20 protein-coding genes are annotated in these 22572 nt (G+C 47.2%); 16 read left to right on the top strand and 4 right to left on the bottom strand.

Annotation, left to right across the window (positions count from 1 at the left end; genetic code table 11):
- Positions 1-46 precede the first annotated feature (46 nt).
- The 7 genes from acnA to ACXADP_RS10770 all read left to right on the top strand — a co-directional run bounded on the left by acnA (position 47) and on the right by ACXADP_RS10770 (position 7126).
- Complete coding sequence (gene acnA, locus ACXADP_RS10800; RefSeq protein ID WP_474971433.1) at positions 47-2752, top strand: aconitate hydratase AcnA; 2706 nt, start codon at positions 47-49, stop codon at positions 2750-2752.
- 115 nt (positions 2753-2867) lie between these two features.
- Positions 2868-3455 (top strand): TlpA family protein disulfide reductase, encoded by a 588-nt coding sequence (locus ACXADP_RS10795; protein WP_474971432.1) that lies wholly within the window; start codon positions 2868-2870, stop codon positions 3453-3455.
- Between the two features lie 50 nt (positions 3456-3505).
- A complete protein-coding gene (locus ACXADP_RS10790; RefSeq protein ID WP_084163013.1) occupies positions 3506-3649 on the top strand; it encodes an FbpB family small basic protein in 144 nt (47 codons plus the stop codon).
- Between the two features lie 110 nt (positions 3650-3759).
- A complete protein-coding gene (gene tlp / locus ACXADP_RS10785) occupies positions 3760-4014 on the top strand; it encodes a small acid-soluble spore protein Tlp (RefSeq protein ID WP_474968586.1) in 255 nt (84 codons plus the stop codon).
- Positions 4015-4131: 117 nt separating this feature from the next.
- Entirely contained in the window at positions 4132-6387 is a 2256-nt protein-coding gene (locus ACXADP_RS10780) for an AAA family ATPase (protein ID WP_474968587.1), read from the top strand.
- A 2-nt stretch (positions 6388-6389) separates the two neighbouring features.
- Positions 6390-6815 carry an acyl-CoA thioesterase gene (locus ACXADP_RS10775; protein ID WP_474971431.1) on the top strand — a complete coding sequence of 142 codons (426 nt, stop codon included), beginning with the start codon at positions 6390-6392 and terminating at the stop codon, positions 6813-6815.
- Positions 6815-7126, top strand: a complete 312-nt coding sequence (locus tag ACXADP_RS10770; protein ID WP_474971430.1) for a hypothetical protein — start codon at positions 6815-6817, stop codon at positions 7124-7126. Before ACXADP_RS10775 ends, ACXADP_RS10770 begins: the two co-directional genes overlap by 1 nt.
- 23 nt (positions 7127-7149) lie before the next feature.
- On the opposite strand, the gene ACXADP_RS10765 is transcribed toward ACXADP_RS10770, so the two are convergent.
- The 4 genes from ACXADP_RS10765 to plsY all read right to left on the bottom strand — a co-directional run bounded on the left by ACXADP_RS10765 (position 7150) and on the right by plsY (position 9427).
- Positions 7150-7440, bottom strand: a complete 291-nt coding sequence (locus ACXADP_RS10765) for a HesB/YadR/YfhF family protein (protein ID WP_474968590.1) — start codon at positions 7438-7440, stop codon at positions 7150-7152.
- 84 nt (positions 7441-7524) lie between these two features.
- The gene (gene yidD / locus ACXADP_RS10760) at positions 7525-7758 is read right to left on the bottom strand and encodes a membrane protein insertion efficiency factor YidD (protein WP_474968591.1); all 234 of its coding nucleotides are present in this window, start codon (positions 7756-7758) and stop codon (positions 7525-7527) included.
- A complete protein-coding gene (gene folE2 / locus ACXADP_RS10755; protein ID WP_474971429.1) occupies positions 7755-8699 on the bottom strand; it encodes a GTP cyclohydrolase FolE2 in 945 nt (314 codons plus the stop codon). Before folE2 ends, yidD begins: the two co-directional genes overlap by 4 nt.
- 146 nt (positions 8700-8845) lie before the next feature.
- On the bottom strand, positions 8846-9427 hold the full coding sequence (gene plsY, locus ACXADP_RS10750; RefSeq protein WP_474971428.1) for a glycerol-3-phosphate 1-O-acyltransferase PlsY: 582 nt from the start codon (positions 9425-9427) through the stop codon (positions 8846-8848).
- A 276-nt stretch (positions 9428-9703) separates the two neighbouring features.
- Here plsY and ACXADP_RS10745 point away from each other — a divergent pair, with 276 nt between their 5' ends.
- From ACXADP_RS10745 to ACXADP_RS10705, 9 genes are all read left to right on the top strand, one after another.
- On the top strand, positions 9704-10771 hold the full coding sequence (locus ACXADP_RS10745) for an ABC transporter ATP-binding protein (RefSeq protein WP_474968594.1): 1068 nt from the start codon (positions 9704-9706) through the stop codon (positions 10769-10771).
- Complete coding sequence (locus ACXADP_RS10740; RefSeq protein WP_474971427.1) at positions 10768-12294, top strand: ABC transporter permease/substrate-binding protein; 1527 nt, start codon at positions 10768-10770, stop codon at positions 12292-12294. The genes ACXADP_RS10745 and ACXADP_RS10740 overlap by 4 nt, the downstream gene beginning before the upstream one ends.
- Before the next feature lie 11 nt (positions 12295-12305).
- Positions 12306-12719 carry a CoA-binding protein gene (locus tag ACXADP_RS10735; RefSeq protein ID WP_474971426.1) on the top strand — a complete coding sequence of 138 codons (414 nt, stop codon included), beginning with the start codon at positions 12306-12308 and terminating at the stop codon, positions 12717-12719.
- Positions 12720-13048: 329 nt separating this feature from the next.
- Positions 13049-15004 (top strand): DNA topoisomerase IV subunit B, encoded by a 1956-nt coding sequence (gene parE, locus ACXADP_RS10730; protein ID WP_474968598.1) that lies wholly within the window; start codon positions 13049-13051, stop codon positions 15002-15004.
- Positions 15005-15019: 15 nt separating this feature from the next.
- A complete protein-coding gene (gene parC, locus ACXADP_RS10725) occupies positions 15020-17479 on the top strand; it encodes a DNA topoisomerase IV subunit A (RefSeq protein ID WP_474968599.1) in 2460 nt (819 codons plus the stop codon).
- 215 nt (positions 17480-17694) lie between these two features.
- A complete protein-coding gene (locus tag ACXADP_RS10720; protein WP_474968600.1) occupies positions 17695-18324 on the top strand; it encodes a TetR/AcrR family transcriptional regulator in 630 nt (209 codons plus the stop codon).
- Positions 18325-18393: 69 nt separating this feature from the next.
- Complete coding sequence (locus tag ACXADP_RS10715) at positions 18394-19536, top strand: acyl-CoA dehydrogenase (RefSeq protein WP_474971425.1); 1143 nt, start codon at positions 18394-18396, stop codon at positions 19534-19536.
- 18 nt (positions 19537-19554) lie between these two features.
- On the top strand, positions 19555-21195 hold the full coding sequence (locus tag ACXADP_RS10710; RefSeq protein ID WP_474971424.1) for an AMP-binding protein: 1641 nt from the start codon (positions 19555-19557) through the stop codon (positions 21193-21195).
- 12 nt (positions 21196-21207) lie between these two features.
- On the top strand, positions 21208-22563 hold the full coding sequence (locus tag ACXADP_RS10705) for an acetyl-CoA carboxylase biotin carboxylase subunit (protein WP_474971423.1): 1356 nt from the start codon (positions 21208-21210) through the stop codon (positions 22561-22563).
- Positions 22564-22572: the final 9 nt, after the last annotated feature.

Here is a 22572-nt window from a genome sequence, read left to right as displayed (position 1 = left end):
TCTATAAAGGCCATTGTTTGAATATTGATGAGGGGGTAAAAGGAAAATGGCTAGCAATGCATTTCAAGCTCGCAAACAATTTGACCTAAACGGCCAAACCTATAACTATTATGATCTGAAAGCCTTAGAAGATGCGGGACACGGCAAGATTTCCCGTCTGCCTTTCTCCATCCGTATCCTACTGGAGTCTCTGCTTCGTCAGCACGACGGACGTGTCATCAAAGATGAGCACGTGGAGAGTCTAGCAAACTGGGGAACTGAAAAATCAAAAGGGGAAGATGTACCATTCAAACCTTCCCGTGTTATTCTGCAGGACTTCACCGGCGTACCGGCTGTTGTTGATCTTGCTTCCTTGAGAAGAGCAATGGTCGACATGGGCGGAAGTCCAGACAAAATCAACCCGGAAGTACCGGTGGATCTTGTCATCGACCACTCTGTCCAGGTGGATAAATACGGCACACCTGATGCACTGAATGTGAATATGGAGCTTGAGTTTGAACGAAACAAAGAGCGTTATGAATTCCTTCACTGGGCCCAGAAAGCTTTTGATAACTACCGTGCTGTTCCACCGGCAACAGGTATTGTCCACCAGGTAAACCTTGAATATATTGCAAATGTCGTTCACGCGCTGGAAGCGGAAGACGGCACCTATGAGGCTTACCCGGATACACTTGTAGGTACAGACTCCCATACGACGATGATCAACGGTCTCGGTGTTCTTGGCTGGGGTGTTGGTGGCATTGAGGCTGAAGCTGGAATGCTTGGTCAGCCGTCTTATTTCCCTGCACCGGAAGTCATCGGGGTCAAGCTGAATGGCAGCTTCCCACAGGGGACAACAGCTACGGACCTTGCATTGAAAGTAACCCAGGTGCTTCGTGAGCAGAACGTTGTCGGGAAGTTTGTGGAGTTCTTTGGTCCAGGACTACAGGAAATGCCATTGGCTGACCGTGCTACGATTTCCAACATGGCACCGGAATATGGAGCTACATGCGGCTTCTTCCCGGTGGACGGGGAATCTCTGGAATATCTCCGTCTGACTGGACGAAGCGAAGAGCAGATCAACCTTGTCGAAGAATATTCCAAGCGCAACAACCTCTGGTATGATCCATCTTTCGAAGATCCTGAATTTACGTCATTGGTTGAAATCGATCTCGGGGAGCTGGAGCCGAACTTGTCCGGTCCTAAGCGTCCACAGGATTTGATTCCATTATCCAAGATGAAGGACTCCTTTGAAAAAGCGATCACCGGCCCTGCCGGCAACCACGGATTCGGACTTGATAAGTCTGAATTTAAGAAAGAGGCGGAAGTCCAGTTCGAAAACGGCGACAAAACGGTCATGAAAACAGGTGCTCTTGCAATCGCAGCGATCACGTCCTGTACAAACACCTCCAACCCGCACGTTATGCTTGGAGCCGGACTTGTTGCGAAAAAAGCGGTGGAAGCCGGACTGCAGGTTCCTGACTATGTGAAGACGTCCCTTGCACCGGGCTCCAAGGTTGTAACCCGCTATCTTGAGGATTCAGGATTAATGGATTACTTAAACCAGCTTGGCTTCAACCTTGTCGGGTACGGCTGTACCACATGTATCGGAAACTCCGGTCCGCTTCTTCCTGAGATTGAAAAAGCGATTGCTGACAGTGACCTTACCGTGTCCTCTGTTCTTTCCGGTAACCGGAACTTTGAAGGGCGTATCCACCCGCTCGTGAAAGCCAACTACCTGGCTTCTCCGCCGCTTGTTGTTGCGTATGCACTGGCTGGTACGGTTGATATCGACCTGAAAAATGAGCCGATCGGTAAAACAGCGGATGGAAAAGGTATCTACTTTGACGATGTCTGGCCTTCCCAGGAAGAAATTAAAGCGGAAATCGCCCGCGTAGTGACTCCGGAAATCTTCCGTAAAGAATATGAAAGTGTCTTCAATTCCAATGAAAAATGGAATGAAATCCAGACGACAGATGAGCCATTATATGATTGGAATGATGATTCCACATATATCCAGAACCCGCCGTTCTTTGAAGGTCTTTCCAAAGATCCCGAGACAGTTAAACCACTGAATGGAATGCGGGTTGTTGGTAAGTTCGGTGATTCTGTTACGACGGACCACATTTCACCGGCAGGAGCGATTCCAAAAGATATGCCGGCAGGAGAGTACCTGCAGGATAAAGGAGTCAGCCCGCGTAACTTCAACTCCTACGGTTCCCGCCGTGGTAACCATGAAGTTATGATGCGCGGAACGTTCGCCAACATCCGGATCCGTAACGAGCTTGCGCCGGGTACAGAAGGTGGATTTACAACTTACTGGCCGACAGAAGAAGTCATGCCGATTTATACGGCAGCTATGAAGTATCAGGAGGATCAAACGCCTCTGATGGTCATTGCCGGTAATGATTATGGTATGGGAAGTTCCCGTGACTGGGCGGCCAAGGGGACCGACCTTCTCGGCATTAAGACAGTAATCGCTGAGAGCTTTGAGCGTATCCACCGTTCCAACCTTGTCATGATGGGAGTTCTTCCACTGCAGTTCAAACCGGAAGATTCTGTTGAATCCCTTGGTCTTACAGGTCGGGAGACGTTCGACGTTGAAGTCGGTGAAGACGTGAAGCCGCGTGACCTTGTTAAGGTAACCGCTGTGGATGAAGAAGGCAATAAGAAAGAATTTGATGTCATTGCCCGTTTTGACAGTGAAGTGGAAGTGGATTACTACCGCCATGGTGGAATCCTGCAGATGGTTCTGCGTAATAAGCTTAAATAATGGGAAAGAGAGGCCGCTCTTTTGAGCGGTCTTTTTTTATTCCCGGCTTTACGGACATAATCTTTTTTTATATTCTTATACATAGAATAAGGACAACCAGAAGCGGGGGAAATCTATGCAGAAATGGATCGCTGGTCTTTTTTTAGCCGGACTTCTCATATTCGGCCTCTTTTCTGTAACACAGGAAAAAAGCGCGGAACATCAGACTTCAGATGAGCCTGGAATCAGCGGCAGTCAGGACGGTACAGGGATGACGGCCCCCAATGCTCCTGAAGGGCTGCAGGTGGGAGATACTGCTCCTGATTTTACGTTGGAAACTCTCGAGGGTGAAAAGGTCAGCCTCTCTGATTTTAAAGGGAAAAAGGTGTTTCTGAATTACTGGGCGACATGGTGTCCGCCGTGCAGGGAAGAAATGCCTGAAATGCAGCGTTTTCAGGAAGCATATGGAGAAGAAGTCGTTATCCTTGCTGTGAATGGGACAGGTTCTGAAAAAAGCATAGAGAATGTTGCTACGTTCGTAGAGGACGGAGGCTACACGTTCCCAGTGCTGCTGGATAAGGAATTATCCTTGAATCAGGATTATCAGATCATTTCGATACCGACCACCTATTTCATCGGGACAGACGGCACTATCCAGGAGCCCCGGATCGTAGGGCCAATGACATATGAGGATATGGAAAAAATGAAAAATGCGCTAAAATAGGAATAATTTTTGTCCAAAGTGGAAATCATACCAGTAAAGGAGAGATTTCCATGAGAAAACATAAACCTGTTTCTTTTGAAGAGCGTGTAAAAGAAAACATAAGAACGATTGAGTCTGATCAAAAGCTGATGGATCAGATTGATGATCGTATAGAAAAAAGACATAAGGACCGTTTAAAGCAGATTCCGTCATAAACCGGAATCTGCTTTTCTTTTTTTACGTGTTCATAAATCCGTCCTTTATGGGGAAAGTAAGGATGACTCCATGAGGATGGGGCGATTGAACGCAGACAGGAGGGTTTTGTATGTCTCATAAACAACAGCATATGGCCAATCAAAAACCAAATCCAGATAACCGTGCCGACAATGTAGACCGGATTCAGGAGAAAGTGCAGAACACGATTGAAAACATTGAAGCTTCTCATGATGCTCTTGCGTATGCTACAGAAGAGGAACAGCATAACATTGAAGACAAAAACAAACGGAGAAATGAGTCTCTCCGAGCGATGAGGCAGGAGATCAAAGAAGAGTCCGCCCATTCCCGACATCAACAATATTAAAGAGCTGACCGCTTCTCTAAAAGGAGAAGCGGTTTTTCATATCGTGTGCATCTTCATCTACATGTTCCGGTGACTATGATAAAATGTAAACCGGTGATAGAAAAGGAAGTGATGTAGATGCTGAATACGTTGAGACAATGGAAAAGTATAGATCAGGCCCCTCCTATTACAGAGGTGGAGGCCCTCCGGTATGTGAATGAAGGGACGGAGGACAAGGAACTGAAAGCGGTCCTTTATACCGCCCTTGCTTATCACAGGATGAAAAGACACCCCGGGGAAGACCCACTGGCTGATCAGTTTATTGATGAAGCCCGCCGGCTGGAAGGGTCCCACTCCCTGGTTACCGACCTTTATGAGTCAAAACAGCTGATGAAGGCGTACGCCATACTGAAGGAGACACCTTTGGAGCAGTGGATCCTCCACGAGACGGACCATGACTCTGCAAAAGCTAAAAAAGTAAAATCGATACATGAAGATGTGAAAGAAGTCATCAGTCAATGGAATCATGACCTGGCAGAAAAGCCCCTGCTTGATGTTTCCAGTCGTCTGAAAATTTACCAGGATATTTATAACGAGCTGGTAGAGCTGAAGGAGATGCTTGAAGAAGCCATCCATTCCATTGAGAATCGGAGAATCCGTGTACCGGTCAAGGAAGTGAATGAGCGGACAAGGCAGCTTTCTGATAAACAGGATGACATCCACCGGCGGCTGCCGGAGTTTTTAACGGAAACAGCAAGCCGTAATCCGTTGGAAGCCCTGGATCAAATGGTCGGCCTGCAGGATGTAAAAGACTACATCCACCGCTACTACCGCTTCCTGCAGTATCAGCAGGAACGGAAAAACTTCGGCTTTACCATGGTGGATGAACCAGGGTTACATATGATCATTACAGGTAACCCGGGGACAGGGAAAACGACGATGGCCCGACTGTTGGCTAATATTTACCATGAGCTTGGTATTCTTGATACGAAAGAGGTTGTTGAAGTCAACCGTTCGCATCTGGTCGGTTCATATGTCGGACAAAGTGAAGAGAACACGATGAACTATGTGAAACAGGCCATCGGTGGGGTGTTGTTCATTGACGAAGCCTACAGCCTGCGCAGGGAAGGTCAGACAGGCAATGATTATGGACAAGCCGTCATAGACACCCTGGTGTCTGCCATGACAAGCAAGGAATACGGCGGAAAGTTTGCGGTCATCATGGCTGGGTATCCAGAGGAAATGCGCCAGTTCTTATGGTCCAACCCAGGACTAAGGAGCCGATTCCCGGAGCAGAATCACATTGAACTCCCGGACTATCAGATGGATGAACTCATGAATATAGCCGAACAGACGGCGCTTGAGAATGATTTCTTTTTTACAGAACAGGCCAGAAAGCAGTTTGACTCCCTGATCGATAAAGAACGGGTCGATGATTCATTCGGGAATGCCAGAACGGTAAAAAACCTGGTGTTAAAAACGGTGTTTCACAAAGGAGCACAGGAAGCAGAGCGAGATAAACAGCACTGGCTTGATCATATGCGGATTACGACGGAAGACTTATCGTGGGATAAGGACGATAAGCTGGAAGAACGTTCCCCTATGCAGCGGCTTGATGAATTGATCGGTCTTTCAAGTGTTAAAACAGAAGTCCGGAAGTTGTCATCATTCGTGCAGGCCCAGCAGAAACGGAAAGAAAAAGGATACCCGGTTGTACCTATTCAGCTTCATTCCGTTTTCTCAGGAAACCCGGGAACAGGGAAGACAACCGTCGCCTCCATCTATGCCGATGTATTAAAAGAATGCGGTCTATTGAAGAGGGGGCACATGGTTGTCGCATCCCGATCTGATCTTGTAGCCGGCTATGTCGGTCAGACCGCCATAAAAACCAAACGAAAAATCAGAGAAGCGCTCGGCGGCGTTCTTTTTATCGATGAAGCGTATGCCCTTTATAATGGGGGACGTGATGATTTCGGAAAAGAAGCCATTGAAACACTTGTAGATGAGATGACAAAGCATAACGAGAACCTCGTTGTCATTTTAGCGGGTTATAAGGTCGAGATGGAGCAGCTGGTTGAAAGTAATCCAGGGCTGTCGTCCCGATTCAAGAAATACTTTCAGTTCCCTGATTATACAGAACAGGAGCTGTTGGAAATGACCCACTACCATGCACAGAATTACGGTTACTTTTTCAATGAATGGGCCGAGTCGTACCTGCTCGAAAAATATGCCGGGCACTATATTCGCGGAAACGGACGTTTTGTTAATAATCTAGTAAATGAAGCCGTCCAATACCAGGCCATCCGTATGCTTGAAGATGAGCCTGAGGATATGAACGAGCTTGAACTGCCAGACTTGGAAAAAGCCTGGAGTGCAGTGAGAAGGGAGTCTTAGTGATGAAAATTGTGGAAACACCAATCCAGGTCAGGTATCAGGAGACCGATATGATGGGGGTCGTCTATCATGCCAATTATTTGATTTGGTTTGAAATCGGCCGGACCGCTTTTATCGACGGCCTGGGGTTCAGCTATGCGGAAATTGAAAAAGAAGGAGTCGTTTCACCGGTCATTGACGCACAGGTCAGCTTTAAAAAACCTGTCCGCTACGGAGATGATGTCTGCGTGCGCACATGGGTGGAGTCCTATGACGGTCTCCGGGTATCCTACGGGTATGAAGTGGTGCACGCTGACGGGTCTACAGCCGTGACTGGTGTCACCAAGCACGTAGTTGCAAAAAGCGGCAGTTTCCGCCCGGTGTCTATCCGAAAAAGCTTTCCTGCATGGCATGAGGCTTATCTTTCAGCAATGGAGACGACAGGCTGATGGCGTTCGGTGTAAAAAGGGAAGAGCTGCAGGCGTGGAAACATCAAGTCCAGAATGGGGAAGTGGCATTTCTTACACATTTCTGGATCGATGATCGTTTTCCAGGCTGTGATACCGTGACAAAAGCCGGATGCAGTGACCTGGATGCATTAAAGAAGTGGGGAAGCCGCTACGACCTTCACCCGGGATGGATCCATCTTGACCCTTATCCTCATTTTGATTTGTTCGGAAATAAACAGTATGAGATATTAAAAGCGGAAGGCAGATGGGATCATATTGAGCGTTTCGCGCTCAGGAGAAAAGAGACATAAATAAAGACGCCCCAAGGGCGTCTTTATTTTTTATATTCGAAGGAAGGTTCTTCCCATTTTGTATCATATTGAACTTCCAGGGAATGATCATCAAAATACCAGGCATCATCTGATTCTATAAAGAAATGAATCCGTCCTGTTTTTGTTTCGGCGACCGGTTCAGTAGGTTCCTCCAATTTAATTGCCAGGGAAAATCCAGGCTGAAGGCCCCCGGTCCCACCGTACCTGACGTAAAAACGGAGATGGGCCTGTTCATCAATATCGAGTTCATTTTCGTACCATTCGGCAGCTTCTTCGGTTACAGTTAAATTCATATCTCAGCTCAACTCCTGTCATTAAAAATCATCTATATCCTGCTATATCCGTAAAGAGGAGAAGGTAAACGTTCCGTCTCCGCTTTACTTGTCTGCGTGTTCTTTTTTCATCGGTACAGGGTCGAATCCACCCGGATGGAAAGGATGGCATTTTAAAATCCGCCGCGCCGTCAGCCATGTTCCTTTAAAAAAGCCAAAGCGCTTATAAGCCTCAAGTCCGTATGAGGAGCAGGTAGGCTGAAAACGGCAGCTCGGTGGAAAAAAGGGGCTGATTCCCTTTTGATAAAAACGGATCATGCCGATCATGACCTGTTTCATCGTTCTTCCTGTGTACGCTCCAGCTTCTTGTCGTAGCTCAAGGAAGCCACTGCGTCGTGAAGGTGAATCGATTCCTCATTCCGGCACTGAACTTCAAAGGATTCCACAAATGGATATTCATACAGATCGGCAGCGACAAGACGGACGATATCCTCGACAAACCGAGGGTTCTCATAGGCCTGCTCCGTGACCATTTTCTCATCCGGACGTTTGAGCACCGGGTGGATCCTGGCACTTGCATTGCTTTCAGCGGCTTCCAGCAGGGCAGCTTTCCAATCGATCTCCTGTTCATTGAAGTCGTCTGTCAGTTTGACCGTCATCGTCACATTCCCGCGTTGATTGTGCGCACTGTACTCACTGATTTCCTTCGAGCATGGGCACAGCGTCGTAATTTTCCCAGTCAGGGATACCGTGACATCATGACTGGTCTCCTGATCGTACTCCACCCGGATAGTGGCATCCGCATGATTCATTCCTGTCAGGTCGGAATAAGGACCTTTCCTCTCAAAGAACCATGGGAAGGTGACTTCCACTTCAGCGTCCGTCTGTTTCAGGCGTCCGGCCAGTTCTTCGGTGAACTGCTTCAATGTTTCAATATCTATGGCAAAACCTTCGTTGTGATATTTATCAAGCTGTTCAGTGAACCGGCTCATATTCGTTCCTTTACTGCCTTTAGCAATCGAGGAACCAAAGGAAAAAGTACCGATGGTCGTTTGAATCTGCGGGGTCATGCTGCTTGGGATACGGATCGGATGCTTCACGTTGGAAATACCGACCATATCAATATCGAATAGAAAATCTTTTCTTGAATTTTGAAGATCAGCCATCTGATCTTTTTCAACGGGTTTCGTGCGCGGACCTGGATCGACAGACCCGAATAATTTATGTCTTTCTTCTTTAGTAGGCAGCTGTTTTGTCTGATTTAGTTCGGTTTTATTCATAGCAAGGACTCCTTTCAGGCCTTCTTTCTATGTCAAAGTATACCTTATGTATTTCTTTAATGACAATGGAATGCTTATGGAAATGTGCCGTCTATCTAGGATGCTTCAATTAAAGAAAGCCTATCCTTGGAGGACAGGCTTTCGTGTTACATCCACGTGATTTTAGGTTCTGTCTTATTGATGATTCTTTTAATATTAGAGCGGTGCCGGTAGATGACAAAAATCGTAAAGACAGATATCACCATCGTCAAGCCATACTCCTGCAGAAGGATGGAAGCTGTTATCCCGACAAGCCCGCACACCATTGAGGAAAGGGATACATATTTGGTCAAATATAATAGGATGAAAAACGATAGCACAAGTACAAGAAACACCAGAGGGTTCACTCCGAGAATCACGCCTCCGGACGTAGCGACGGCCTTCCCTCCCTTGAACCCGGCAAATACGGGATACATATGACCAATCACGGCAAAAATACCTATAATAAGCGGGATGACTTCTGCTCCGAGAAAAAATGGAAGGGCGGCAGCCAGCGTCCCTTTTAAAATATCGGCAATCGTAACGATCAAGCCGGCTTTTACTCCGAGAACGCGGAACGTATTCGTCCCACCGAGATTTCCGCTGCCATGTTCTCTGATATCTGTGCCATAACCCACTTTTCCAACGATCAGTCCTGATGGAATGGAGCCGAGGAGATAGGCGGTAAGGGAATAGAGTAGATATTCCAATAAGTTCAACTCCTTCATTACTTTCTTTTATTTTATCATGACGACGTTGGAGAAAGAACGGAAAATTCTATCAGCTTCTCTTTCTTCCAAGAACCTCTATGTATATGACGGAAAGCTGCAAATCAAACGCCGCAACATCTTATTATACCAATCAGAAAAGTTGTGACAAGGCTTTTCCACCGCTTTTGTGCGGGAAGGTTGAATAATTGCAATAGGTTTCAAGGTGTGTGAATGTGGGTAAATAGTACGGTCTTTAGTTTATGAAGGAGGAAATGCATGATAACTTTTACAGATGTGTCCAAAACGTACCCGGATGGGACGGCGGCTTTAAAACATATAAATCTCGAGGTGAAAGAAGGGGAACTGCTCACCCTGATCGGTCCGAGTGGATGTGGAAAGACAACGACGATGAAAATGATCAACCGGCTCATTCATCCAACTGATGGGACGATAGCGATACATAATAAGGACATTAAAGAATACAACGTTCATGAACTGCGTTGGAACATCGGTTATGTTCTTCAGGAAATCGCCCTCTTTCCACACATGACGATTGAGGAGAACATCGCCATTGTTCCTGAAATGAAGAAATGGAAGAAAAAAGATGTATCCGCGCGGATTGATGAGTTGATGCAGATGGTCGGTCTTGACCCTGAGAAACACCGGAAACGTAAACCGAGTGAACTTTCAGGTGGACAGCAGCAGCGTGTAGGGGTGATTAGAGCATTGGCAGCGGACCCGGATATTATCCTCATGGACGAACCGTTCAGTGCCCTTGATCCAATCAGCCGGGAGCAGCTTCAAAAGGATATCCGGAACCTGCAGCAGGAAATTAAAAAGACCATTGTGTTCGTGACGCACGATATGGATGAAGCCCTGGCCCTGGGAGACCGCGTCTGCCTGATGAAAGAAGGCGGGATTGTCCAGGTCGATACACCGCAGAATTTCCTTCTCCATCCGGCGGATGATTTTGTCCGTGATTTTATCGGAGGCAGGAAATCCCCATGGCTGACAGCTGTGGATATCATTATGGATCAGTCCGGAAGCAGGATTTTCCCTTATCACGACTTTCAACAGGGGCTGATTCCGGACAACGGATCGTATGTTCTCACCTCAGAAAAAGGTGTGTATCAAACAGGCGTCACGGACGGCAGGGAAGTCATGATGCCGGTCCTGAAGAACGGAACGGTTCTCCGGGAAGCCGTCTCTGAATTTGAAAAAGGCTCCCACCGGGTTCTTCCCGTTATAAAAGGAGACCAGCTCGTCGGTACTCTTTCCTATAAAGATATCGTTCATTACTTAAAAGAGAAATCTGATGAGGAACAGGGGGCTGTTCAGCTGTGAATGGATTTATTCAGGTTTTTGCAGAACGACAGGATGTACTGTGGGAGAAAGTGTGGGAGCACCTGCAGATCTCCATTATTGCCCTTGTGATCGCAACATTGATTTCTGTACCGCTCGGCTTGCTGTTAACGAGAAAATTGAACATTGCTGAACCTGTAATCGGGGTGACAGCGGTTCTTCAGACTATTCCCAGCCTGGCCGTCCTCGCTTTCTTGATTCCATTTTTCGGAATCGGCGAAACGCCCGCCATCATAGCTTTGGCAGCATATGGACTGCTCCCAATACTCAGAAATACGTACACTGGAATAAAAGAAGTGGATCCGGCATTAAAAGAAGCGGCTACCGGGATGGGAATGAGTTCCTTCAGACGGTTATCCCGCGTCGAACTTCCGCTTGCGATGCCGGTCATCATGGCGGGTATCCGGACATCGATGGTCTTGATTGTGGGTACGACGACCATTGCCGCACTCATTGGAGCTGGAGGCCTTGGTGACTTGATCCTGCTCGGTCTTGATCGTGGAGGCGATGCCAATTTGATCCTTCTCGGAGCGATTCCTGCGGCTCTGCTTGCGATTCTGTTGGATCTTATCCTCCGATTGTTTGAACGGACATCAGCAAAGTCCGGGTTCCGCTCGCTCGTCAGTCTTCTTGTTATTGCCGCACTCATCGCTGTAGGACCGCTGCTGTTCAGCAGCAAATCGCAGAATGATCTCGTTCTCGGGGCTAAACTCGGGTCCGAACCGGCCATTTTAATCAACATGTACAAACTTCTCATCGAAGAGGAAACAGATCTTCAGGTTGGTTTAAAACCAAACCTTGGGAAAACAGACCTTGTTTTCAGCGCTCTTGAAGAAGGAAGCATTGATATTTATCCTGAATTCACAGGAACTGCCATCGTTTCCCTTATGGGAGAACAGGCGCAAAGTAACAAGGAACAGGAAGTTTACCAGCAGGCAGCCGATGGAATGAGTGAACAATATGACATGGCCTACCTGGAGCCGATGCAGTTCAACAATACGTATGCTGTCGCAACGACGGAAGAGCTTGCCGGGCAGTACGGACTGGAAAGCATCGGGGACTTGAAACAAGTGGAAGATCAAATAACAGCCGGATTCACCCTCGAATTCAATGACCGCCAGGACGGTTATCAGGGAATGAAGGAAGTGTATGATCTTGATCTCGGGGAAGTAAGAACAATGGATCCAGGTCTCCGCCAGGGAGCGATCTCCAATGGCGAAGTGGACATCATTGATGCCTATGCCACAGCAGGGTATATGGTGGACTTGAACCTCAAAGTGCTGGAAGATCCGGAAAATCTGTTTCCTCCGTACCAGGGTGCCCCGTTGATGAGACAGGAAACACTTGATCAGTTTCCGGAAATCGAAGATGCTTTAAATCAACTGGGCGGTAGGATTACCGGAGATGAAATGCGGGAAATGAACTATGAAGTGGATTTTGAAGACCGTTCACCAGAAACGGTGGCCCGTGAATATCTCGTTGAAGAAGGGCTTATCGAAGAATAGGAGGAATGGACATGCCATTTGAACATCCGTCTCCAGAGGAGATTAAGAATGTATTAAAAGAATCTAAAACAATTGCGGTTGTCGGACTATCCGATAAACCACACCGCACGTCCTACCAGATCAGTGAAGCCATGCAGGCGGCAGGGTACAAAATTATTCCCGTAAACCCGACGATAACAAAGGTGCTTGGCGAACCGGCCGCCGCTTCGCTTCAGGAGATCGAGGAGCCGGTGGATATTGTAAATGTGTTCCGCCGGTCTGAATACCTGCCGGGAGTGGCCGAAGAAGCCCGGAGCCTTGGGGCGAAAGCTTTCTGGGCTCAACAGGGAGTGTATCATGAAGAAGCGTGGGAACAGTTGAAAGATACTTCCACAAAGGTGATTATGGACTCCTGTATCAAGGTTGCGCACAGCTTATACCGGTGATCAAATAAAGATGAATTTGAAAAAATCCCTGTCCTTTCAGGGATTTTTTCACGTTATCTGGAAGAATTATGTTTGCGAAACGATGTAAAATCGCTACAATATAACAAGCAGTGTTTTTTTGAGAGCGGTTGTATAAACAGCATCCATTTCACGAAACGATATAAGAAGGCATAAGACAGGCAGCAGAATAGAACGGGAAAAACCCTCTGTTCCACTGCGTGTCTTATAACTGAATCTGCCCGTGTAAACAGGAAAGTCATTTACACAATCGAACGTTTGTTCTATCATGATAATTAGTTGCTGTGTAAGAGAAAGGAGCCGATTGGAAATTGTCGAGTCAAAATCATACGTATTCAGATGATTCTATACAAGTATTGGAGGGGCTGGAGGCTGTCCGGAAGCGACCGGGGATGTACATTGGATCTACGGACCACCGTGGTCTTCATCACCTCGTCCACGAAATCGTGGATAACGCCATCGATGAAGCTTTATCTGGATTCGGACAAAAGATGACGGTTACCCTTCATAAAGATGGAAGCGTTTCTGTGCAGGATGAAGCCCGCGGCATGCCTGTAGGGATGCATAAAACCGGTAAGCCGACACCGGAAGTGATTTTAACCGTTTTACACGCCGGAGGTAAATTCGGCCAGGGCGGATACAAATCCTCCGGCGGTCTTCACGGCGTCGGAGCATCTGTGGTTAATGCCTTATCCGAATGGCTGGAAGTTCATATCTGCCGTGATGGGGAGAAGTACTATCAGCGTTTTGAAAAAGGGGGCGTGCCTGTTACCTCCCTGGAAAAAAAGGGAGCCACACGCAAAACAGGGACAACCATCCGGTTCAAGCCGGATCCTGAAATTTTTTCTGTAACGAAGTTTAATTTTGAAACCCTTTCGGAAAGACTGAGAGAAGCGGCTTTTCTTCTGAAAGGCTTTCGTATCATCTTAGTCGATGAGCGTAAGGATGGAGAGAAAGAGGAATACCAGTATGATGATGGACTGGTTTCATTTGTTAAATATTTAAATGAAGAGAAAGACACCCTTCATCACGTCGTATCGTTTGAAGGCATACAGTCAGAGATAGAAGTGGACTTTGCGTTTCAGTTTAACGATGGATTCGCAGAAAATATTCTTTCCTTCGTCAACAACGTTCGTACAAAGGATGGCGGAACGCATGAATCGGGAGCGAAGACAGCCGTTACCCGGGTGTTTAATGATTATGCACGCCGAACCCAGCTGTTGAAGGAAAAAGATAAGAACCTCGAAGGAAACGATATCAGGGAAGGCTTTACAGCGATCATTTCAGCAAGAATCCCTGAGGAGCTTCTTCAGTTCGAAGGCCAGACGAAAAGCAAGCTGGGGACATCCGAAGCCCGGTCGGCTGTTGACAGTGTGGTAGCCGAGAAACTCACTTATTTCCTAGAGGAAAATCCCGATTCGGCCTCGATGCTGATTAAAAAGGCGATCAGGGCGAAAGAAGCAAGGGAAGCCGCGAGAAAAGCGAGGGAAGACGCCCGTTCCGGTAAGAAAAAGAAGCGGAAGGATACGCTTTTAAGCGGGAAACTGACCCCGGCGCAGTCAAAAAATGCGGAGAAAAACGAACTGTATCTTGTAGAGGGGGACTCTGCGGGCGGTTCAGCCAAACAGGGGCGTGACCGCAAATTCCAGGCTGTTCTTCCTCTCCGCGGTAAAGTCATTAATACAGAGAAAGCTAAAATTGCGGATATCTTTAAAAACGAAGAGATTTCTACGATTATTCATACTATCGGTGCAGGAGTCGGAGGGGATTTCACCCTTGAGGACTGCAATTACGACAAAATTGTCATCATGACCGATGCGGATACAGATGGTGCCCACATCCAGGTGCTGCTGCTTACCTTCTTTTACCGCTATATGCGGCCCTTAGTGGAAGCCGGCAAAGTGTTCATCGCCCTTCCACCGCTTTATAAAGTATCCAAAGGCAAAGGAAAGAAAGAAAAAACCGAATACGCCTGGGATGAGGATGGGATGCAGAAAATCCTGAAGGAATTCAAAAATGGGTATACGATACAGCGCTACAAAGGTCTTGGTGAAATGAATGCCGACCAGCTGTGGGAAACGACCATGAATCCAGAATCCAGAACGCTGATCAGGGTTACAATTGATGATATTGCCCGTGTGGAACGAAGAGTTACGACATTGATGGGAGACAAAGTAGAACCTCGCCGAAAATGGATTGAATCCCACGTTGCCTTCGGTCTTGAAGACGAAGCAAACATTCTGGAAAACGATAAAATCCAATCATAAAAGGGGGACGTTCTGTTGGCTGAGGCAGAGAAATTTTTAGATTTACCTTTAGAGGAAGTTCTCGGAGACCGTTTCGGGAGATACAGTAAATATATTATTCAGGAAAGGGCCCTCCCTGATGCCAGGGACGGGCTTAAGCCTGTTCAGCGGAGAATCCTGTATGCGATGCATCAGGAGAAGAATACGCACGATAAAGCGTACCGGAAATCCGCAAAAACGGTGGGTACCGTTATTGGTAACTACCACCCTCACGGAGATACATCGGTGTATGATGCCATGGTACGTCTGAGTCAGACATGGAAAGTACGCAAACCGCTTGTGGAAATGCACGGAAACAACGGAAGTGTCGACGGCGACCCGCCGGCTGCCATGCGTTATACAGAAGCAAGGCTTTCAGCGATATCGTCTGAACTGCTGCGGGATATAGAGAAGCAGACCGTTGAATTCATTCCTAACTTTGATGACACGATTGAAGAGCCGACGGTGCTCCCGGCGAAGTTTCCCAACCTGCTGGTGAATGGATCCACAGGAATTTCAGCCGGATATGCAACCGAAATTCCCTCCCATAACCTTGGCGAGGTCATTGACGCGGTCATCATGAAAATTGACAAGCCTGAGGCGGAAGTATCGGAGCTGATGACCAAATTAAAAGGGCCGGACTTTTCCACTGGAGGAATCATTCAAGGCGTAGACGGAATCAAAAAAGCCTATGAAACAGGGAAAGGGAAAATCATTGTCCGCGGCCGCGCGGAGATCCAGGAACAGCGGGGCGGACGTGAACAGATCGTCATTGATGAAATCCCATTTGAAGTCAATAAGGCCAGCATGGTTAAGCGGATGGATGAACTCCGTATCGATAAAAAAGTGGAGGGCATTGCAGAAGTACGTGATGAAACAGACCGTACAGGCCTGCGCGTTGTGATTGAATTGAAAAAAGATGCCAACAGTGAAGGTGTCCTGAATTACTTATACAAGCATACCGATCTTCAAATTTCCTATAACTTCAACATGGTCGCGATCCACGACCGGACTCCGAAGCTTCTCAATCTTCCGATGATGCTCGATGCCTATATCGCACACCAGAAAGAAGTCGTGACCAGACAGTCCATTTATGACTTGAATAAAGCGAAACGCCGTGCACACATTGTGGAAGGCTTGATCAAAGCGATTTCAATCCTTGATGATGTCATCACTACAATTCGTGCGTCCAAAGATAAGGCAGATGCCAAGGCACGGCTGATCCAGGAGTACGCTTTCAGTGAGGAACAGGCGGAAGCGATTGTAACCTTGCAGCTGTACCGTCTGACAAACACAGACATTACAGCTCTCCAAGCAGAAGCGGAAGAGTTGAGGAAGCAGATTGAAGAGCTCGAAAAGCTTCTCACAAGTGAGCGGGAAATGCTGAAAGTCATCAAGTCCGACCTGCGGGCCATGAAGAAAAAATACAAAGATGACCGACTGACAAAAATTGAAGATAAAGTGCAGGAACTGAAGGTGGACTTGGATGTAATGGTGGCCAGTGAAGATGTCCTCGTTTCCATTACAAAACACGGCTACATTAAACGGACGAGCTTGCGATCCTACGCGGCATCAAATGGCGAGGATTTTGCTCTGAAGGACGGTGACCACCTGCTGCGTCTGGTGGAAATGAATACAACCGATACGGTTCTGCTGTTCACGAATTTAGGGAAGTACCTGTTTCTACCTGTTCATAAACTGCCGGATATCCGTTGGAAGGATTTGGGTCAATTTATATCCAACATCGTTCAGGTGGAAAAAGACGAATACCTTGTGGAAGCTATTCCAATACGGGAATTCAATGATGAGGATTTCCTGATGTTCTTTACGAAAAACGGCATGGTTAAAAAGAGTGAACTCCGTCTTTATCAGGCGCAGCGGCATTCCAAAGCCCTCGTGGCTGTGAATTTGAAAGGCGATGATGAAGTCGTCGATGTTCATATGACGGAAGGGACAGGGGATATTTTTCTCACCTCCAGCAAAGGTTACGGCCTCTGGTACAAGGAAGATGAAGTCAATACCGTGGGACAGCGGGCGGCCGGCGTCAAAGCCATGACATTGAAAGAAGGCGAACGGGTCGTATCCGGACAGATTTTCAAAGCGGAAGAAGACCCTTCGGTCGTCATGACCACTCACCGCGGGGCTGCCAAGCGGATGAGACTGAAGGAATTCGATCGTACGTCCAGAGCCAAGCGCGGTGTAATTATGCTTCGGGAGCTGAAGAAAAACCCGCACCAAATTGTAGATGTTCATCTCGTTCAAAGGGAAGACCAGATTGTACTCATGACAGAAAAGCAGGAGACGACGACGGTTAATCCGATGGACTTGAAAGCGAATGACCGGTACAGCAACGGATCTTACGTCCTCGATGTAGATCAAAAAGGAAGTGTTGTCGAATCCTGGGTGAAACCAGGGTACGAAGTGCCTTTTAAGCTGGAAGATGAAAACAGCCAGTAAAAATCAACGCCGACGGTTCAAAGCTCATGAACCGTCGGCGTTCTTTATTCAAACTTAGTAGCAACTCCGATATATAAAACAAAAAAACCATCAATAAGAAAAACCGGAAAATCAAAAGAATATACGTTTTTGACGCAGGAAAGAAATTGGATATGATTGTATTTTCAAAATACTATGATAAAATGAAGGTATATTCAGTTGAAGGGAGATGATGTATGAGCCGCTTACGCAGCACCATTCTCGAAACTTCTCTGCGGTTATTTGATGAACATGGTTTTCACGGTGTGACGGTTAACCAGATTGTAGCAGCCTCGGGGACATCCAAAGGGGGCTTTTACCACCACTTTCAATCCAAGGATGAACTCCTATTTGTGATTCATGACACCTTTATTACATACGTATTGAAAGAGGCTGGAGCAGCCAACGTGATTCACACCTCACCAACAGCCAAAATACAGGCTGTCATCCATTCTTTTGTGAAAGTTTTTGATTTATACAAACCACATATTTCTGTCTTCTATCAGGAAAGCAACTACTTAAAGCCGGCCTACGAGGAAAAAATTAAACGGAAACGGGATGAATTTAAGGACATCATTTTCGGGATCATCCATGAAGGTCAGGCGGACGGTGATTTTAGAAAGGAACTTCCTCTTGAAGTAACCGCTATGGCTGTCTTAGGGATGGTCAATTGGATATACAAGTGGTATCAGCAGGATGGAAGGTATTCCATTGATGAAATTGCGGAGGTGTACATTGATTTAATCCTTCACTTTTTACTGCCCGGAAGCAGCGAGCAGCTCATGCATCATATGAATAAAGTCCCTTTTTTTTACGATGTTAAGTAAACGCTTTCATTCTTTTTGTGTGCTTTACAGACCAACCAGTCGGTCTAAAATACAGCAAGGGGGAGTAAAATGAACTTTGAACTGACGAAGGAACAGGAAATGACACGGAAAATGGTACGGGACTTTGCGAATGACGTTATTGCACCAAGAGCGGTGGATATTGATCGAAATGCGGAGTTTCCGAAGGACATTTTCGATGAGATGGGGAGACTCGGTCTACTTGGCATTCCATTTCCTGAGGAGTACGGCGGGTCCGGCGGAGACACGGTCACGTACGCTCTGGCTGTTGAGGAAATCGGCCGTGTATGCGGGTCCACAGGGCTGAGTTATGCTGCAGCCGTATCTCTTGGAGCGAGTCCCATCTATTATTTCGGTACTGAAGAGCAGAAACAGGAGTATCTTATTCCGCTTGCTAAAGGAGAGGGACTTGCTTCTTTTGGTTTAACAGAGCCAAATGCAGGTTCGGATGCCGGCGGTACGAAAACACGCGCTGAATTAGTGGGGGATCATTATGTGATCAATGGAGAGAAATGCTGGATTACCAACGCAGAGTATGCCAGGTCCATTACGGTGACGGCAGTCTCGGGAAAGCGTGAGGACGGAAAAAACATCATTTCCGCGTTCATCATTCCTAAAGACACCAAAGGCATGAACATTACCAGCCCTTACGAAAAAATGGGTGTCCGTGGTTCCAATACTTCAGAAATCATATTGGAAGATGTGAAAGTACCGAAGGAAAACATTCTTGGTGATCCTTCCAAAGGGTTTCATCAGTTTTTGTATACATTGGACGGCGGCCGTATATCCATTGCAGCCCTTGCTGTCGGTATTGCTCAGGCGTCTTTGGATAAAGCCCTTGCCTACGCGAAGGAACGGAAGCAGTTCGGGCAGTCCATATCAAAATTTCAAGCCATTCAATTTAAACTGGCGGATATGGCCATGGAAGTGGAGCTTGCAAGGAACATGGTGTTGAAAGCCGCCTGGTTAAAGGATCAGAAAAAGGATTTCACGAAGGAATCCGCGTATGCGAAACTTTTCGCCTCTGAAACAGCGTTCCGTTCATCCAATCAAGCCATCCAAATCCATGGCGGGTATGGATACATGAGGGAATATGAAGTCGAACGTTTTCTAAGAGACGCCAAGCTTCTTGAAATAGGAGAAGGAACATCTGAAATACAGCGTATGGTCATCGCACGCCAGCTGGGATGCTAATTGAAGGAGGACGAGAGAATGACACTGCTCGAACAAACAGTCGGACAGCTGTTGGAGGAAAAGGCTTCGCTATATCCAGATCAGGAAGCTTATGTGTATCCCGAAAAAGGGATTCGTAAAACGTATGCGGCATTTAATGAAGAAGCTGATGCGGCCGCAAAAGGACTGATGGCTCTAGGGATAGAAAAAGGCGATCATCTGGCTGTTTGGTCTGATAATAAGCCGGAGTGGCTGATCACGCAGTTCGCTTCAGGGAAAATGGGCGGTGTGCTCGTTACCGTAAATACGAACTACCGCGCGCAGGAGCTTGAATATTTGCTGAAACAATCGGATGCCTCTACGCTCATTCTTGCTGAGGACTTCCGCGGAGCCTCCTATATGAACATTTTGAAGGAAATCTGTCCGGAACTGGAATACTCAGAGAAAGGCAGCCTGCAGAGTGAACGGCTTCCTTTTTTAAAGAACGTTGTTGTTCTGAGTGATACTCCGCATAAAGGGTGCTATTCCTGGCAGGACGTTATCGATATGGGGATGACCATTCAGGACGAGGAGCTTGAGGCAAGAAAACAGTCGCTGACGTCCACAGATGTCATCAACATGCAGTACACCTCTGGCACGACCGGCTTTCCTAAAGGAGTCATGCTCTCCCATTATAATATTGTGAACAACGGAAATCAGGTGGCCGGCAGCATGAACCTGACGCATCAGGATCGTTTATGCATTCCTGTCCCGTTTTTCCACTGCTTCGGATGTGTCCTGGGCACGCTTGCTGCGGTATCCAAAGGCGCGGCAATGGTCATTTTAGAACAGTTTGAACCGAAAAAGGTCCTGCAGGCAGTGAAAGATGAGGCATGCACAGCACTGCATGGGGTCCCGACGATGTTTATCGCAGAACTCAATCACCCAGAATTCGAAGACTTAAAACCTACGACCCTCCGCACGGGTATTATGGCGGGTTCGACATGCCCGATGGAAGTGATGAAAAATGTCATTCATAAAATGGGGGCGGAGGAAATCACGATTGCTTACGGGCAGACCGAGTCCTCACCAGTCATCACCCAGACCAATGTGCATGATCCTGTCCACCTGCGGGTCAGTAGTGTCGGCCGTCCTCACTCTAATGTAGAGGTGAAAATCATTGAACCGGCTACGGGTGAAGAAGTGGAACCAGGTGTACCAGGGGAACTTTGTACCCGGGGCTATCTTGTGATGGAAGGCTATTACAAAAATGAGGAAGCGACAAGCGCAGCCATAGACCCTGATGGATGGCTCCATACCGGGGACCTCGCTGTCAAGGATCACGAGGGCTATATCGAAATAACCGGAAGGATGAAAGACATGATTATCCGCGGCGGAGAAAATGTGTATCCAAGGGAAATTGAAGAATTTCTGTATCAGCATCCTGATGTACTGGATGTCCAGGTGGTCGGTGTGCCGGATGAAACGTACGGGGAAGAGATTATGGCCTGGATCATTCCAAAAGAAAATACGTACATAAATGAAAGCGATATCAAAGAATTTTGTGAAGGGCGGATTTCCAAACATAAAATTCCGCGTTATATCTTATTTACGCAGGAATACCCGATGACTGCCAGCGGAAAAATCCAGAAATTCAGATTGAGGGAAAATGCCCTTGATCTATTACAGACAGGAAAATGAGGGAGGAATTGGATGTTCAAAAAAATATTGATTGCCAACCGCGGGGAAATTGCAGCCCGCATCATCCGTACATGCCGGCGGATGCAGATCCAAACCGTTGCTGTTTATTCTGAGGCCGACCAACAGGCTCCTTTTGTAAAAATGGCGGACGAAAGTTATTTGATTGGAAAACCCAGGGTCAATGAGTCTTATTTGAACATCGATAAGATTTTGGAGGCGGCATTGAAATCCGGGGCTGAAGCGGTTCATCCAGGATACGGATTGTTAAGTGAAAATGCGGGGTTTGCACAACGAGTAAAAGAAGCAGGCCTCACATTTATTGGACCAGAAGCTGATGTCATCGCAAAAATGGGAGACAAAATTGCTGCGCGTGCCGAAATGAAGCAGGCCGGTGTGCCTGTCGTTCCAGGTACTGAAGAAGCGGTGGCTTCTGTAGAAGCAGCGAAAGCAGCAGCTCAAACGTTCGGATATCCGGTTATGTTGAAGGCAGCTGCCGGCGGAGGCGGGATCGGTATGCAGGCCGTCCATTCTGATGAGGAACTGGAAAAAGCATTCGAAGGAAATTCCAAACGGGCCAAAGCATTTTTCGGAGATGGAAAAATGTTTATTGAAAAGTTAATCGAAGAGCCGCGCCACATCGAAATTCAGGTTCTTGCGGATCATCACGGCCATGCTGTTCATTTGTTTGAACGGGAATGCTCCATTCAAAGAAGGCATCAGAAAGTGGTAGAGGAAGCTCCTTCCCCGGTCCTTTCAGAAAAAACCCGCCGGGAAATGGGAGACAGTGCCATCAAGGCTGTGGAGAGTCTGCAATACACCAATGCCGGAACGATTGAATTTCTTGTGGACCGGAATGAAAACTATTATTTCCTTGAAATGAACACCCGTCTGCAGGTGGAGCATCCTGTAACAGAGGAAATATCAGGTGTGGATATTGTAGAGCAGCAGCTGAAGATAGCCGCTGGTGACAAACTACTCCTTCAGCAGGATCGTCTGCAGATCAACGGACACGCGATTGAAGTACGCATATATGCTGAGGATCCGAATACGTTCTATCCATCACCGGGGACGCTTTCGAACCTGGTGCTTCCGGAAGGGCCTGGAATCAGGCACGAACTGGCCGTGGAAAGTGGATCAGAGGTCACGCCCTTTTATGATCCGATGATTGCTAAATTGGTTGTTCATGGCAGTGATCGAAACCAAGCGGCTGAACGTCTTGCCAAAGCACTCCATGCCTATGAAATTGAGGGAATCAAATGCAACCTGACAATGTTAAAACGCATCATCACCCATGATAGGTTCCGTGAAGGAGATACAACAACAAGCTTCATTCAAAACTATTATCTACCTACTTTAACCAACCACTAAAAGGAGGAC

This window comes from Halobacillus sp. AWH4_228 (assembly GCF_056158365.1).
The sequence above is the reverse complement of the archived record's forward strand: the minus strand, read 5'-3'. Positions and strand labels throughout refer to the sequence as shown.

What these genes read in the sequence shown, in the direction of transcription:
- acnA (WP_474971433.1), top strand. Translation starts at nt 47, where the DNA reads ATGGCTAGCAATGCATTTCAAGCTCGCAAACAATTTGACCTAAACGGC.
- ACXADP_RS10795 (WP_474971432.1), top strand. Translation starts at nt 2,868, where the DNA reads ATGCAGAAATGGATCGCTGGTCTTTTTTTAGCCGGACTTCTCATATTC.
- ACXADP_RS10790 (WP_084163013.1), top strand. Translation starts at nt 3,506, where the DNA reads ATGAGAAAACATAAACCTGTTTCTTTTGAAGAGCGTGTAAAAGAAAAC.
- tlp (WP_474968586.1), top strand. Translation starts at nt 3,760, where the DNA reads ATGTCTCATAAACAACAGCATATGGCCAATCAAAAACCAAATCCAGAT.
- ACXADP_RS10780 (WP_474968587.1), top strand. Translation starts at nt 4,132, where the DNA reads ATGCTGAATACGTTGAGACAATGGAAAAGTATAGATCAGGCCCCTCCT.
- ACXADP_RS10775 (WP_474971431.1), top strand. Translation starts at nt 6,390, where the DNA reads ATGAAAATTGTGGAAACACCAATCCAGGTCAGGTATCAGGAGACCGAT.
- ACXADP_RS10770 (WP_474971430.1), top strand. Translation starts at nt 6,815, where the DNA reads ATGGCGTTCGGTGTAAAAAGGGAAGAGCTGCAGGCGTGGAAACATCAA.
- ACXADP_RS10765 (WP_474968590.1), bottom strand. Translation starts at nt 7,440, where the DNA reads ATGAATTTAACTGTAACCGAAGAAGCTGCCGAATGGTACGAAAATGAA.
- yidD (WP_474968591.1), bottom strand. Translation starts at nt 7,758, where the DNA reads ATGAAACAGGTCATGATCGGCATGATCCGTTTTTATCAAAAGGGAATC.
- folE2 (WP_474971429.1), bottom strand. Translation starts at nt 8,699, where the DNA reads ATGAATAAAACCGAACTAAATCAGACAAAACAGCTGCCTACTAAAGAA.
- ACXADP_RS10745 (WP_474968594.1), top strand. Translation starts at nt 9,704, where the DNA reads ATGATAACTTTTACAGATGTGTCCAAAACGTACCCGGATGGGACGGCG.
- ACXADP_RS10735 (WP_474971426.1), top strand. Translation starts at nt 12,306, where the DNA reads ATGCCATTTGAACATCCGTCTCCAGAGGAGATTAAGAATGTATTAAAA.
- ACXADP_RS10720 (WP_474968600.1), top strand. Translation starts at nt 17,695, where the DNA reads ATGAGCCGCTTACGCAGCACCATTCTCGAAACTTCTCTGCGGTTATTT.
- ACXADP_RS10715 (WP_474971425.1), top strand. Translation starts at nt 18,394, where the DNA reads ATGAACTTTGAACTGACGAAGGAACAGGAAATGACACGGAAAATGGTA.
- ACXADP_RS10710 (WP_474971424.1), top strand. Translation starts at nt 19,555, where the DNA reads ATGACACTGCTCGAACAAACAGTCGGACAGCTGTTGGAGGAAAAGGCT.
- ACXADP_RS10705 (WP_474971423.1), top strand. Translation starts at nt 21,208, where the DNA reads ATGTTCAAAAAAATATTGATTGCCAACCGCGGGGAAATTGCAGCCCGC.